The organism is Phenylobacterium sp. (genome assembly GCF_035944335.1).
In the GTDB taxonomy this organism is placed as follows: Bacteria; Pseudomonadota; Alphaproteobacteria; order Caulobacterales; family Caulobacteraceae; genus Phenylobacterium.
Genome location: NZ_DASZBG010000088.1, coordinates 54,400 through 68,936 on the forward strand (window position 1 = coordinate 54,400; position 14,537 = coordinate 68,936).

Below are 14,537 nucleotides of genomic sequence, written 5' to 3' on the forward strand. Positions count from 1 at the left end.
TTCAGGCGACCGCGGCGCGGTCGCCTGAACCGTCGCGGGCGCTCATCACCGTCACGATCGCTTCGATCAGCGCCATGGCCCGGATCGGCTTGGAGAGGTGCAGGTCGGCGCCGGCCTCCAGGCTGGTGCGCACGTGGTCGTCCAGCGCATTGGCGGTGAGCATGATCACCGGGGTGCGCGGCAGGCCCGCCTCGCGCTCGTGGGCGCGCAGCTGGACGGTGGCCGAGAGGCCGTCGAGCTCGGGCATCTGCATGTCCATCAAGACGACGTCGAACCGCTCGGCCTGCAGCGCCTCGAGCGCGAGCGCGCCGTTCTCGACAATCATCGGCCTCACGCCAACCGATTCCAGGATCAGCTGCACGACCTTCTGGTTGGTCGGATGGTCTTCGGCCAGCAGCACACGAGCGCCGGAGATGTCGACGGCGTGGTCCTCATGGGCCTCGACCACGGCGGCCTCGCCTTCCAGACGCTCGAGGTTCAGGTCGACGGTGAAGGTCGAGCCTTCGCCCGGGGTGGAAGCGACCTCGATCTGGCCGCCCATCAGCTCCACCAGGGAGCGGCTGATGGCCAGACCCAGGCCCGTGCCGCCGAACCGGCGGCGGATCGAGGTGTCGGCCTGCTCGAAACGGCGGAACAGGCGCTTCTTCGTCTCGGCGTCGAAGCCGATGCCGGTGTCGGCGACGGTGAACCGCACGCCGGCGCCATAGGCCACCACCGCCAGCCGCACCTCGCCGGCCTCGGTGAACTTCACGGCGTTGGAGAGCAGGTTCGACAGCACCTGGGTCAGGCGCACCGTGTCGCCCGCGAAGCGTCCGGCGACACCTTCGGCCACGCTCCAGCGGAAGGCCAGGCCCCTGGTCTCCGCCGAGGCCCGATGCAGCTCGGCGACGCCGGCCACCAGCGTGGTCATGGCGAACTCGTCGCGGGCCAGCTTGATCTCGCCGGCCTCGATCTTGGAGAAGTCGAGAATGTCGGTGAGCACCCGCTCCAGGAGGCGGCCGGACGAGACGATCAGCTCGGCCAGTTCGCGGCCCTTCTTGGTGGTTTGCTTCTTCGAGAGGGTCTCCGAAATGGCGATGACGCCGTTCAGGGGGGTGCGCAGCTCGTGGCTCATATTGGCCAGGAAGCGGGATTTCTCCGCGTTGGCGCGCTCCAACTGGGCGGTGCGGTCGCGGACACGGTCTTCCAGCGAGGCCATGACCTCCTCGACCTTCTCCCGCTCATGGCGAAGCGCCTTGGCGAGCACGCCGATCTCGTCGGCGCGGCGCTCCACGTCGGCGACGTCCGGCCGCTCGGCGCGCCCGAAGGTCTCCGGTTCGCAGGAGGCGGCGAGCTTGCGCACCGGCCACACGATGGTCCGCTGGGCGAGCACCACCACCAGCAGGGTCTGCAGCACCGAGGCGATGGCGCCCACGACCAGAATCCACGACGCCGACCTGGCCGCCGAGGCGGCCACGGCCTCCTTCGGATAGGTGACCAGCAGGTACCAGTCGGGGCCTTCCAGCCGGCCGAAGGCGACGATCTGGCGGCCGTCCGGACTGGTGACCACGCCTTGCGCGCGGCCGTCGCGGGCCAGGCTGACGGCGAGCTGCCGCAAGCCGAAGTGGCGTTCATAGCCGGCGACGGTGCGTTCGGAGGCGCGGCCTCGTCCCGTGAAGCCCGGATAGGCGATCAGCTCGCCCTTCTGGGTGACGATCAGGGTCGAGGCGCCGGGGATCACCGTGTTGACGGCGTTCTGGAAGAAGCCCGTGAGCTCGATGGACGAACCGAAGGCCCCGACGTAGCGGCCATGCACATAGGCCGGCGTGATGCAGCCGGTGGCCAAGCGCTCGCCGACCTTGTCCTGCACCAGGCGCTGCAGGTTGGTGCAGCGGGTCGCCCGCTGCGGGTCGGCGGCGGGCGCGGTGACGGTCGCCATCTCTTCCTTGGAAATGTCGAGATTGGCCGGCGCATCGTGCCGGTAGAACATCAGGCGGTCCGGCCGGTCAGGGCCGTACATCACCAGGCGGGTCGCCGGCGGGGTGAAGAAATAGAGGTTGTCGTAGTCCTTGCGCGCCGCCTCGCCGAAGTCGGAGACCAGCTCGAAGGCGGCGACCAGGGCGCGCTTGTCACGGGGCGTCATCGCTTTGGCGTTACCGATGAAGGCGCCCATGCCGTAGGTGTACTGGCCCTCGACCATGGTCCCGTCGAAATATTTCGGATCGCTGCGCCGGGTGCCGTCGGGACGGAGCGGGAAGAAGCGGTCGGCGAGCCGGTCGACCTCGCGGTCGGAGAGCCGATCCATGCGCCGCGTCAGTTCCTCGGCCGCCGCCTCGTGCAGGGCGCTGAGGTTGGAGAACCGCTTGTCGACGTTGCTGCTGCGCTCGCGCACGTAGTCGCCCAGATAGGCGATCTGCCGGTCCGATAATTCCTTCTGGAAGACCTCGAACGCGCCCAGCGCGCCGAGGACGGTCACCACCAGCGACAGCAGGCCGACGCTGACCAGGAACCTACGCGACAGTGACTTCATAGACCCCCGCCGGGAACCCGGACCGACGCCGGACCTTGAAGGGCAGATGTTGAGGTCCGGTTTATGACCGGACTTGTGCGGGACGCGACCGGTTCGCGACTTGAAGCCAGGGATTCCAGGACGGAATGGACGACTGTGTGGTGGTGGGCGCGGGCCCCGCGGGCCTGACCGCGGCGATCTATCTCGGCCGCTTCCGACGCAAGCTCCGCGTCGTGGAGTCCGGCGCGAGCCGTGCGGCGCGCATCCCCTTGAGCCGCAACCATCCGGGCTTCCCCGATGGCGTGGGCGGCGAAGAGCTGCTGGCCCGCATGCGCCAGCAGGCCGAGAAATACGGCGCCGAGATCGAAACCGGCCGGGTGGACGACCTGCAAGTGGTCGAGGGCGGCTTTCGGCTGATGACCTCAGGGGGCGAGCTGGCCGCCAGGACCGTGCTGCTCGCCACCGGTGTCGTCGACATCGAGCCGGACATCCCCGGCGCAGCGGAGGCGGTGGCCAAGGGACTGATCCGCATCTGCCCGATCTGCGACGGCTACGAGACCATCGGGACCCGCGTCGGCGTCGTCGGCCGCGACGAGCATGCCGCGTACGAGGCGATCTTCCTGCGCACCTATTCGGACGAGGTGGCGCTGATCCACGGCGGCAAGCCATCCGAGCTTTCCGCGGCCTGCCGAGCGGAGCTCGCCGCCGCCGGGGTTGAGGTGATCGAGGCGCCCATCGACAGCGTCGTCCTCGACCAGGAACGCATCGCCGCGATCTGTTTCGGCTCGGATCGCGCCCGCCGGTTCGACAGCCTCTATGCCGGGCTGGGCGTTCGGCCCCGCACGGAGCTCGCCGTCCGTGCGGGCGTGAAGCTCGACGACAGCGGCCGGCTGGTGGTGGGCGAGCACCAAGAGACCTCCGTCCCGGGCCTATATGCGGGGGGCGACGTGGTGCGCGGGCTCAATCAGATCTCCACCGCCGAGGCGGAGGGCGCGATCGCGGCGACCGACATCCACAACCGCCTGCGCGCCGCCGGCCTCTAGCGGTCGAACTTGGTGGAGAGCACGATCGAGGAGTTGGTCCGCTCGACGCCGTTCAGCGCGCCGATCTCGTCGATCACGGCGTCCATCTCGGAGACCGACGGCGCCTCCACCGCAGCGATCATGTCGAAGGGGCCGCTCACCGACTGCAGCGCGCGGACGCCCGGCAGGCGGCGCAGCGCCGAGATCACCGCGACAGCCTGCTTCGGCTCGACCGTCAGCATGACGTAGGCGTGGATCTGACGGCTCGTCTCGGCCTCGGACAGCTTGACGGAATAGCCGGCGATGACGCCGGAGCGCTCGAGGCGCGCGAGCCGGCTCTGCACCGTGGTGCGCGACAGGCCGAGCGCCCGGGCGAGCTCGGCGACCGGGGCGCGGGCGTTTTCCCGCAGGCGGGCGAGGAGGTGCTGGTCGAGGTCGTCCATCGTCGTTTCAGCGTTCTTGTTCGGCGATGTGCCCAGATTAGCCATCTGATTCGACGAACCGCCAATTGAATCCGGCTGGGCCGTGGCGAATTCTCAGTCGCGGCAAATCAGGAGGCGCACATGCGCAGGGTCGCGGTCATCGGCGCGGGCAAGATCGGATCCACGGTCGTGGACCTGCTGACCGCCTTCGGCGCCTACGAGGTTCTGGTCATCGATCAGGCTCCCGAGGCGCTGGCGTCTCTGAAGACCCATCCGCGGGTCGAGACCGCCGCCATGGCCATCGACGATCCGGCCAGGCTCGCCGCCCGGCTCAAAGGCCGCTTCGCGGTGGTCAATTGCGCGCCCTTCCACCTGACCGTGACGGTCGCCCGCGCCGCCGCGCAAGCCGGCGCCCACTACCTGGACCTCACCGAGGACGTGGCCTCGAGCCGCGTCACCCGCGAGCTCGCCGCAACCTCGAAGACCGCCTTCATCCCGCAGTGCGGCCTGGCGCCGGGCTTCATCACCATCGCCGCCTGGGCGCTCGCCAAGCATTTCGACGAGCTGCACGACGTCCGCCTGCGGGTCGGCGCCCTGCCCCGCTACCCGTCCAACGCGCTGAACTACAATCTCACTTGGTCCACCGACGGGGTGATCAACGAATATTGCGAGCCCTGCGAGGCGGTGCAGAACGGCAAACTGCGCGAAGTCCCGCCGCTGGAGGAATGCGAGGAGTTCGCCCTCGACGGCGTCACCTACGAGGCCTTCAACACCTCCGGCGGCCTGGGCACCCTGTGCCAGACCCTCGAGGGAAAGGTCCGCAACCTCAACTACAAGACCATCCGCTATCCGGGCCACGCGGCGATCATGAAGGCGCTGCTCAACGACCTGAACCTGCGCAATCGCCGGCACATCCTGAAGGACATCCTGGAGAACGCCGTCCCCGCCACCCTGCAGGACGTGGTGATCGTGTTCGTCACGGTCTCCGGCCTGAAGGACGGCCGGCTGATGCAGGAGACCTACGTCAACAAGGTTTTCGCCCAGGTGATCGGCGGGGAGCTGAAGAGCGCCATCCAGATCACCACCGCCGGCGCCATCTGCGCGGTGCTGGACATGCTGAGTGAGGGCCAGCTGCCGCAGCGGGGTTTCATCCGGCAGGAGGACATCCCGCTCGCCGATTTCCTGGCCAATCGCTTCGGACGGTTCTATGCGCCGGACGACGCCATCCCCTTCCGCGCCGCCGCCGAATAGCGAACCCGCCCTATGAACCTGCAGACCAAGATCGCCGCCGCCGCGTCGGACGCCGCCCAGGTGCTGGCGCGTCTGGGCGTCCGCCAAGAGCTCTGGACCGGGGGCGAGCGCCCCGTGCGGTCCCCGATCACCGGCGAGGTGATCGCCCAGGTGCATGACGCCAGCCCCGAGCAGGTGCAGGCGACCATCGAGGCGGCGCACGCGGCCTATCTGGCCTGGCGCAATGTGCCGTCGCCGCGGCGCGGCGAGCTGGTCCGTCTGCTGGGCGAGGAGCTGCGCGCCGCCAAGACCGACCTCGGTCGGCTGGTGACGCTCGAGGCCGGCAAGATCGTCTCCGAGGCCGAGGGCGAAGTGCAGGAGATGATCGACATCTGTGACTACGCGGTGGGTCTCTCCCGTCAGCTGTTCGGCCTGACCATCGCCACCGAGCGCCCCGATCACCGGATGATGGAGAGCTGGCGCCCGCTGGGCGTGGTGGGCGTGATCTCCGCCTTCAACTTTCCCGTGGCGGTGTGGAGCTGGAACGCCGCGCTCGCCTTGGTCTGCGGCGACCCGGTGGTCTGGAAGCCGTCGGAGAAGACGCCGTTGACCGCGCTCGCCGTCCAGGCGCTGTTCGAGCGCGCCGCCGGCCGCTGCCCCGATGCGCCGCAAGGGCTGTCCGCGGTGGTGGTCGGCGGCCGCGAGGTCGGCGAGGCCCTGATCGATCACCCGAAGGTCCCGCTGGTCTCGGCCACCGGCTCGACGGCCATGGGCCGCGCGGTCGCGCCGCGTCTGGCCACCCGCTTCGCCCGCGCGCTTTTGGAGCTGGGCGGCAACAACGCCGCCATCGTCGCGCCGTCCGCCGATCTCGATCTCGCCCTGCGCGGCGTCGCCTTCGCCGCCATGGGCACGGCCGGCCAGCGCTGCACGACGCTGCGGCGGCTCTTCGTGCACGACAGCATCTACGACGCCTTCGTCCCGCGCCTGAAGGCGGCCTATGCCTCCGTCGCGGTCGGCGATCCGCGCGAGGCCGGGACCCTGGTCGGCCCGCTGATCGATCTGACCGCCTTCGACGCCATGCAGCGCGCGCTGACCGAGGCCCGCAAGGCCCGCGGCGAGGTGACCGGCGGCGATCCCGTTGAGGTGCCCGGCGGCCAGGTGGCGGCCTATGTGCGCCCCGCCCTCGTCGAAATGCCGCTCAATGCTCAAGGTGGGCAGGCCGATATCGTGCGCCGCGAGACCTTCGCCCCGATCCTCTACGTCATGCGCTACCGCGACCTCGCCGAGGCCATCGCGCTGAACAATGACGTGCCGCAGGGCCTGTCCTCGTCGATCTTCACCAACGACGTGCGCGAGGCCGAGACCTTCATCTCCGAGCGCGGCTCGGACTGTGGCATCGCCAACGTCAACATCGGCCCCTCGGGCGCCGAGATCGGCGGGGCGTTCGGCGGCGAGAAGGAGACCGGCGGTGGGCGCGAGGCGGGCTCGGACAGCTGGAAAGCCTACATGCGCCGCGCCACCAACACGGTGAACTACGGCGCGACCCTGCCCTTGGCCCAGGGCGTGAAGTTCGACATCTGACGCCGGCCGCCGCGAGCCGGCGTTTGCCCTTCCCGCCGGCCTTGGGCACAATCGATCCTTTCGACGTTCCCATTTCGAAAGTTCGACACTTTGACCATTTCCACCACGGCCACCCGCCCCCCGGCGACGAGCCCGCTCGCGTCCGTCGACGCCCTGATCGCGGGCCTGGGCAGCGTGGGCTATATCGCCTCGCGCCGTATCGCCACCGCCCTCTACATGGCGGTGAACCTGCAGAAGCCGATCCTGGTGGAAGGCTCGGCCGGCGTCGGCAAGACCGAGCTGGCGCTCTCCACCGCCAAGCTGCTCAACCTGCCGCTGATCCGCATGCAGTGCTACGAGGGGCTCGACGAGTCCAAGGCGCTGTACGAGTGGAAGTACGGCAAGCAGCTGCTCTACACCCAAATCCTCAAGGACCGGATGGGCGAGACCCTGGCCGACGCCGCCACCATGGACGCGGCCATGGACCGGCTGCACGGCATGGGCGACCTGTTCTTCTCCGAGCCATTCCTGGAACCCCGGCCGCTGATGAAGGCGCTCAAGGAGGACGGCGGCTGCGTCCTCTTGATCGACGAGATCGACAAGTCGGACGAGGCGTTCGAGGCCTTCCTGCTGGAGGTGTTGTCGGCCTATCAGGTGTCGATCCCGGAGCTGGGCGTGGTGGTGGCCAAGACGCCGCCCTTCGTCTTCCTGACCTCCAACAATGTGCGGGACCTGGGCGACGCCCTGAAGCGACGCTGCCTGCACCTGCACATCCCGCTGCCGGAGCCGGCGCTGGAGGAGCGGATCGTGGCCACCCGCGTGCCGGACATCGAGGCGACGCTGACCAAGCAGCTGGTCGCCTTCGTCCAGACCCTGCGGACGCTGGACCTTCGCAAGGCGCCCTCGATCTCCGAGACCGTCGACTGGGCGCGGGCCCTCATCCTGCTGCACGCCGACAGCCTCGACCCGGCGATGGTGCGCGACACCCTGAACGTGATCCTGAAATTCGAGCAGGACATCCAGGCGGTCGAACCGCAGATCGTCGAGCTGCTGGCGAGGCGCTAGGCCGCCATGCAGCACACGCTGGAAGAGTTCATCCGGGCGCTGCGAGCCGCCGACGTGCGGGTCTCGCCGGCCGAGGCGATCGATGCGGCGCGCGCCATCACGGTCACCGGCTACGGCGACCGCGAGCTCTTCAAGGACGCGCTCTGCGTCAGCCTGGCCAAGAGCCCCGACGAGGTCGAGCGGTTCGACGCGACCTTCGAGACCTTCTTCGCCCGCGACGCCCTCGCCATGCCGCCGCCGGACGACGGCGGACGGCCGGATGATAGCGCCGACGACACGCCGCAGTCCGACGCCGCCGCCGAGGGCTCCGCGCTGGCGCAGATGCTGCTGGCCGGCGATGCGGCGGGCCTGGCCCAGGCGATGGAGCAGGCGGCGCAGCGGGCGGGGGTCGCCGAGATCCGGCTCTCGACGCAGCGCAGCCGCATGACGCGCCGGTTGCTGGACGAGATGGGCCTGGCCGAGATCGAGCAGATCATCGCCGCGGCGCGGCGGCAGGCCGAGGGCCGGGCTCTGGCCGAACGGCTGGACGCACGGCGCAAGGCGCTGGTCGCCGAGGCCCAGGCCTACGTCGAGCGCCAGCACAGCCTCTATGCCGCCGGCTCAGCCCGGTCGCTGCGCGAGGAGATGCTGGCCAAGAAGGCGCTGAACGCCGACGGCGGCATCGATCCTGTGGATCTCGCCATGATGCAGGCGCTGGTCAAGCGGATGGCCAAGCGGCTGGCCGACCGCTACTCGCGCCGTCGGCACATCGCCAACAAGGGCCACCTCGACGTGCGCAAGACCCTGCGCAAGTCCATGGCCCACGGCGGCGTGCCCTTCGAGATCGAGTGGAAGATCAAGAAGATCGACAAGCCGTCGATCGTGGCGATCTGCGACGTCTCCAAGTCGGTGGCCGCCGCCGCCCAGTTCCTGCTGACCTTCCTCTATTCGCTGAACGAAGTGGTCGAGCGGCTGGACGCCTTCGCCTTCTCCGGGCGGATGATCAGCGTCAACGAGATCCTCGACGAGAACGGCGTCGAGGGCGCCATCCTCAAGGTGCTGCAGACCATCGGCTTCCAGCAGACCGACTATGGCCGGGCGCTGCAGGACTTCTCCGAGCAGTACCTGGACCGGCTCGACCGCCACACCACGGTGATCATCCTGGGGGACGGCCGCTCCAACTTCGCCGAGCCGAGGCTCGACCTGATGAAGCAGATCCACGACCGGTCGCGGGCGGTGATCTGGCTCAACCCGGAGCCGGAGAGCTACTGGAGCCAGGGCGACAGCGTCATGCACCGCTACGAGCGGTTCTGCCACGTGGCCAAGCCTTGCAACACGCTCGCCCAGCTTGAGCGGATCGTCGAGGACGTGCTCCGGACCTACGTCCCGCACTGAGCCCTAGTCGGGGTCCGCCTGCATCACGGCCAGCTCGTTGCCGTTGGGGTCGCGGAAGTGGAAGCGGCGGCCGCCGGGAAAGCCGAAGATCGGCTTGACGATGGTCGCGCCGGCCGCCTGCGCCTGGGCGAGCGAGGCCTCCAGGTCGGACACCTCGATGACCGGCAGCGGCGCCTTGGTCGCCTCGGCCATGTCGGCCTGCAGGCCGATGTCCACGTCGCCGGTGAGCGTGCAGCTATAGGTCGGGCCGAAGTCGGTGAGCGTCCAGCCGAAGACGGTCGAATAGAAACGCTTGGCGGCGGCGAGATCGGCGGCGGGCAGCTCAATGAAGTTGGGGCGGGCCATGGGGTTCCTCTATTTCGCGCGGCGCGTCTTCGGCGCGGCAGGTTTCAGGTTGGCGGCGCCGCGAACGATCCACGGGCGCAGGGCGTCGCGGTCGTCCAGCCAGGCGTCGGGCACGACGACATAGGACTTCGAGGGCGGCATGGACGGCGTGTATTGCAGCGGCCGGGCCCCTGGCGCGCCCAGCAGCTCGGCGTAGTCGGCGCCGGAAAGCTTCAGGGCCAGGCCCACATCGGACAGGGAGGCGAAGGCCTTGCCGTCGGCATAGGCCATGATGCCGCCGAACATCGGCCGGAACGCCAGGTCGAGGTCCGGCGGCGCGGCCTTGGAGAGCTGCGCCTGCAGGATCTTGGGGTCGTGGGCCATCGTCGGTTCCTTGTTTGTTCCAGATACGCCCGCACTGCTGACAGCGTTTTGTCAGCAGCGGCGCAGGCCCCCCGGCTCAGGCCATGAAGCGGCGCAACGCGGCCACGTACTCGGCGGGCTTCTCGTTCATGGTCATGTGCGAGCAGCCCTTGAAAACCTGCAAACGCGAGCCCTTGATCCCGCGGTGGATGGTCTCGTGGCAGTCCAGCGTCACCTCGTCGAACTCGCCGGTGGTGATCAAGGTCGGGACCTTGATGCGATGCAGGTCCTTGCGGCGGTCCCAGTCCTTGATGACGCCGACGATGGTGAACTCGTTGGGCCCGTTCATCACCCGATAGGCGATCGACTTGCCGACGATCTCGATCGACTGGTTCACCTCCGGCGGCCATGGGTCAGCCCGGCAGACGTGCAGATGATAGAAGAGCTCGGTGAGCTTCTGGTACTCCTCGGACTCCTCCTTGTGAGCCGCTTCCAGGGCGTGCATCCGCGCCCCGCCCCCGTTCGGCATCTCGGCGATCAACCGCATCTGGCCGGCGTTGCATTGCGGCACGCTGGCGAGCGCCCCGCCGAGGATCAGCTTGTCGACGCCGTGGCCACGGCCCTGGCAGAGGTATTCGATGGCCAGCATCGAGCCCCAGGAATGGCCGAACAGCACGATCTGGCGCAGCCCGAGCGCCTGGCGCACCGCATCGACCTCATCGACCGAGCGCTGGATCGTGTAAATTTTCTCGTCGGGCGGACTGTCGGCCTGGCCGCAGCCGAGCTGGTCGTAGAAGATCACCGGCCGGTCATTGGCGAGCACGGCCAGCGGCAAGAGGTAGTTGTGTCCGGCGCCCGGCCCGCCGTGCAGGGTGAGCAGCGGCGGCTTGGAGCCCGAGCCCACCTTCTTCCACCAGATGGTCCCGCCCGGCACGGCGGCGCGGCCGGTCTGCTCGGCCAATCCGAAGGCGGAGAATGGCAGGCCGGCGGCGAGGCCGGCAGCCATGGCGGCGACCGCGCCCCTGCGTGTGAGATCCATGATCAGCCCCTCCCGGCGGCGAAGCTAGCGGCGCCGCGATCCTCTTCCAATACGGCGCGCGCGGCCGCGCGGATGATCCTCACCAGCTGTCGATCCAGCGGAGCTTCTTCTCCGTGCGGACCGGAAGCGGTGGCAAGGACTTCAGGCCCGCGACGAGCCACTTTCGGGTATCGGCCGGGTCGATGACGTCGTCGAGGGCGGGGCCGAGCGCCTGGGAGAGCGCCTTGCCGCGGGCGTAGGCGGCGGCCACCATCTCGTCGAACTTGGCCTTGCGCGCGACGGGGTCGGCGATGGCGGCGAGCTCGTTGCGGTAGCCGAGCTTGACCGAGCCCTCCAGGCCCATGCCGCCGAACTCGCCGGTCGGCCAGGCGACGGCGAACATCGAGCCCTGGTAGGAGCCGCCGGTCATGGCGATGGCGCCCAGGCCATAGCTCTTGCGCAGGATCACCGAGAACAGCGGCACGGTCAGGTTGGCGCCGATGACGAAGAGCCGCGAGCAGTGGCGGATCAGGCCGGTCTTCTCCGCCTCGGGCCCCACCATGTTGCCGGGCGTGTCGGAGAGCGACAGGACGGGGATGTCGAAGGCCTCGCAGAGCTGCAGGAAGCGGGCGGCCTTGTCCGAGGCGTCGCTGTCGATCGCGCCGCCGAGGTGCATCGGATTGTTGGCGAAGACGCCGACCGGCCGGCCCTCGACGCGGATCAGGGCGGTGACCATGGCCAGGCCGAACTTGGGCCGCAATTCCAGGACCGAGCCCTTGTCGGCGATCAGCTCGATCACCTTCCGGATATCGTAGACCCGGAGCCGGTTTTCCGGGATCGCGCGGCGCAGCAGCCGCTGGTCGGCGCAGGACCAGTCGCTGAGCGGGCCCTGGAAGTAGGAGAGGTACTGCTTCGCCGTCGCGACCGCTTCCTCTTCATCTTCGACGAGCACGTCGATCGTGCCGTTCTCCTGCATCACCTTGATCGGACCGATCTCCTCGGGTCGGAAGACGCCCAGGCCGCCGCCCTCGACCATGGCCGGCCCGCCCATGCCGAGCGCCGAGTCCTTGGTGGCGATGATCACGTCGCAGCACCCGAGGATGGCGGCGTTGCCGGCGAAGCAGCGCCCCGAATTGACGCCCACCAGCGGCACCGCGCCGGAGAGCCGGCCCCAGAACTCGAAGCCGCGGGTGAAGCCGCCGCCCTCGGTGTCGCCGGGCCGGCCGCCGCCGCCCTCGGTGAAGAACACCACCGGCAGCTTCCACTTCAGCGCCAGCTCGCTCATCCGGTCGAGCTTCCAGTGGTTGTTGCCGCCCTGGGTGCCGGCCAGCACCGTGTAGTCGTAGTGCATGATCGCGACGCGGGACTTGTCCTCGCCGAACAGGTCGCCGTTCACCGAGCCCAGGCCCATGATCATGCCATCGGCGGGCGTGGTGGCGATCAGCTCGTCGATGGTGTTGCGCCGCCGGCGCGCGGCGATGACCAGCGGGCCGTATTCCACGAAGCTGCCGGGATCCAGGAGGTCCTCGATGTTCTCGCGGGCCGTGCGCTGGCCGGTCTTGCGGCGCCGGGCGACCGCCTCGGGCCGCGCGGCGTCGAGGGTCAGGCGGTGGCGCTCCAGCACATCGGCAAGGTCGGGCCGGATGTGATCGAGATCGACGGCTTCTTCCTCCGCGCCATCGGCGCCGGCCAGCTCGGTCTCGGTAAGGAAGGCCAGCGGGTGGCCTTCGAAGACGGTGTCGCCGGCCTCGACGGCGATCTCGCGGACCACGCCGGAGAACTCGGCCGTGATCACGTGCTCCATCTTCATGGCCTCCATGATCATCAGCGCCTGGCCCTTGCGGACCGTATCGCCGACGGCGGCCTGGACGTTGATGACCGTGCCCTGCAGCGGCGCGCGCAGGGCCCGCGTGCCCTCGGGACCCTCCGGCGCCTCGTCCTCGGCCGCCGTGGCCGGGGCCTGCTTGCCGAGGTCGAGGATGGCCAGCGGATCCACCGCATCGACCTGGTAGCCGACGCGCTTGGGCCCGGCCGCGGCGGGCGCCGCGCCCCTCGCAGCGGCGTCGAAGTAGAGCTTCGGATGGGCCTCCGGCTGGCCGGCGAGGTCGGCCATGTGCTCTTCGATGAAGCGGGTATGCACCTCGCCCGACGCGACGGCGGGGTTGGCCAGGAGGTTCTGCAGGAAGGCGATGTTGGTGGGCGAGCCGTCGATGCGGAATTCCGACAGGGCGCGATAGGCCTTGGCGACCGCGCGGGAGAGGCCGCCCGCGCCCGCATGGACGATCAGCTTGGCGAGCAGGCTGTCGAAGCGGGTGGAGGTCTTGTAGCCGGCATACCCAAAGCTATCCACGCGCACGCCCGGACCCGACGGGGGCTCGAAGACTGAGAGGGTCCCGCCGGCCGGCCTGGCCGAGCCGTCAGCGGCCATGGTCTCGAGGTTGACGCGCACCTGCACGGCGTGACCGCGGGGGGCGGGAACCCGGTCCTGGGTGAGGGCCAGTTCAGCCAGGGTGCGGCCGGCGGCGATCTGCAACTGCAGGCGAACGAGGTCGAGGCCGGTGACCTCCTCGGTGACCGTGTGCTCCACCTGTAGCCGCGCGTTGCCCTCGATGAAGACGAAGCGGCCAGCTTGGTCGGCGTCGACCAGGAACTCCATGGTGCCGAGGCTGCGGTAGTCGGAAGCTTCGCCGAGCGCGATCGCCGCGGCGAACAGCTCCGCCCGCAGCGCCTCGGGCACGGTGTCGGCCGGGGCGATCTCGACCACCTTCTGGCGCTGGCGCTGCAGGGAGCATTCGCGGTCCCAGAGGTGGCTCACGCGCTCCCCGTCGCCGACGATCTGCACCTCGATGTGCCGCGCCCTGGGGAGGAACTGTTCGACGTAGAGCGCCGCCTCGCCGAACGCCGCCTTGGCCTCCGAGGCGCAGCGTTCGAAGACCTGCTCCAGCTCTTCCAGCGAGGTCGCCGGGCGCATGCCGCGGCCGCCGCCGCCGGCCACCGCCTTGACCATCACCGCCCCGCCCTTGCCGAGCGATTTCAGGAAGGCGCGGGCCTGATCCAGCGTGGTCGCCCCATCGGCGCCCGGCAACACCGGCACCTTGCACTGCTGGGCCAGCGCCCGTGCGCGGCCCTTGTCGCCGAACAGCTCCAGGGTCTCCGGCGTCGGACCCACGAAGGTCAGGCCGGCCTCGGCGCAGGCGCGGGCGAAGGCGGCGTTCTCCGACAGGAAGCCGTAGCCGGGGTGGACGGCGTCGCAGCCATAAGCGCGCGCCGTCTCGACCATCTGGGCGATGTCGAGATAGGCGGCGGCTCCCGAGCCGGTCAGGCCGTGGGCCTCGTCGGTCTTGCGGGTGTGGAGCGAGGCCGCGTCGTCAACTGAGAAGACGGCCACGGTCGATATCCCCATCTCCGCGGCGGTGCGCGCGATGCGGACGGCGATCTCGCCGCGGTTGGCGATCAGCAGCTTCTTCACAAGCGCACTCCCCTGGCGGTCTTGCGGCCGCGCGGGCGCCATCATGCAAACGCCTGTTCGCAAGGGAAGCGGTTTCGAGCAGACGGTCAGCTCTAGGCCGAGGAGCGCCACCGATCACCATCTCCACCGTCATCCTCCGCTCGCCCGCAGGGCGATGCGGGGGACCCAAGCTGAGGCGGGCCGTCTGGGAGGCCGCTTGGGT

At 69.5% G+C, this 14,537-nt stretch carries 11 protein-coding genes; 5 read left to right on the top strand and 6 right to left on the bottom strand.

The features are described 5' to 3' along the window. Position 1: 1 nt before the first annotated feature. Positions 2-2,509, bottom strand: a complete 2,508-nt coding sequence (locus VGT80_RS15285) for an ATP-binding protein (RefSeq protein WP_327457272.1) — start codon at positions 2,507-2,509, stop codon at positions 2-4. A 125-nt stretch (positions 2,510-2,634) separates the two neighbouring features. Between VGT80_RS15285 and VGT80_RS15290 the strand changes: the two genes are divergently transcribed. Then, positions 2,635-3,531 (top strand): NAD(P)/FAD-dependent oxidoreductase, encoded by an 897-nt coding sequence (locus VGT80_RS15290; RefSeq protein WP_327457274.1) that lies wholly within the window; start codon positions 2,635-2,637, stop codon positions 3,529-3,531. Here the strand turns inward: VGT80_RS15290 and VGT80_RS15295 are convergent. Next, complete coding sequence (locus VGT80_RS15295) at positions 3,528-3,953, bottom strand: Lrp/AsnC family transcriptional regulator (protein WP_327457276.1); 426 nt, start codon at positions 3,951-3,953, stop codon at positions 3,528-3,530. The two genes, VGT80_RS15290 and VGT80_RS15295, sit on opposite strands and share 4 nt — an antisense overlap. Before the next feature lie 120 nt (positions 3,954-4,073). Between VGT80_RS15295 and VGT80_RS15300 the strand changes: the two genes are divergently transcribed. The 4 genes from VGT80_RS15300 to VGT80_RS15315 all read left to right on the top strand — a co-directional run bounded on the left by VGT80_RS15300 (position 4,074) and on the right by VGT80_RS15315 (position 9,161). Then, a complete protein-coding gene (locus VGT80_RS15300; RefSeq protein WP_327457278.1) occupies positions 4,074-5,183 on the top strand; it encodes a saccharopine dehydrogenase family protein in 1,110 nt (369 codons plus the stop codon). Between the two features lie 12 nt (positions 5,184-5,195). Continuing rightward, positions 5,196-6,743 carry an aldehyde dehydrogenase family protein gene (locus tag VGT80_RS15305; protein WP_327457280.1) on the top strand — a complete coding sequence of 516 codons (1,548 nt, stop codon included), beginning with the start codon at positions 5,196-5,198 and terminating at the stop codon, positions 6,741-6,743. Between the two features lie 90 nt (positions 6,744-6,833). Continuing rightward, positions 6,834-7,787, top strand: coding sequence for a MoxR family ATPase (locus tag VGT80_RS15310; RefSeq protein WP_327457282.1), 954 nt, complete (start codon positions 6,834-6,836; stop codon positions 7,785-7,787). 6 nt (positions 7,788-7,793) lie between these two features. Continuing rightward, positions 7,794-9,161 (top strand): vWA domain-containing protein, encoded by a 1,368-nt coding sequence (locus VGT80_RS15315; protein ID WP_327457284.1) that lies wholly within the window; start codon positions 7,794-7,796, stop codon positions 9,159-9,161. Between the two features lie 3 nt (positions 9,162-9,164). Here the strand turns inward: VGT80_RS15315 and VGT80_RS15320 are convergent, their stop codons facing one another. The 4 genes from VGT80_RS15320 to VGT80_RS15335 all read right to left on the bottom strand — a co-directional run bounded on the left by VGT80_RS15320 (position 9,165) and on the right by VGT80_RS15335 (position 14,335). Then, positions 9,165-9,506, bottom strand: a complete 342-nt coding sequence (locus VGT80_RS15320) for a VOC family protein (RefSeq protein WP_327457286.1) — start codon at positions 9,504-9,506, stop codon at positions 9,165-9,167. Positions 9,507-9,515: 9 nt separating this feature from the next. Then, on the bottom strand, positions 9,516-9,869 hold the full coding sequence (locus VGT80_RS15325; protein ID WP_327457288.1) for a TfoX/Sxy family protein: 354 nt from the start codon (positions 9,867-9,869) through the stop codon (positions 9,516-9,518). A gap of 76 nt (positions 9,870-9,945) precedes the next feature. Next, positions 9,946-10,887, bottom strand: coding sequence for a proline iminopeptidase-family hydrolase (locus tag VGT80_RS15330; protein WP_327457290.1), 942 nt, complete (start codon positions 10,885-10,887; stop codon positions 9,946-9,948). A 79-nt stretch (positions 10,888-10,966) separates the two neighbouring features. Continuing rightward, complete coding sequence (locus tag VGT80_RS15335; protein WP_327457292.1) at positions 10,967-14,335, bottom strand: carboxyl transferase domain-containing protein; 3,369 nt, start codon at positions 14,333-14,335, stop codon at positions 10,967-10,969. Between the last annotated feature and the right edge of the window lie 202 nt (positions 14,336-14,537).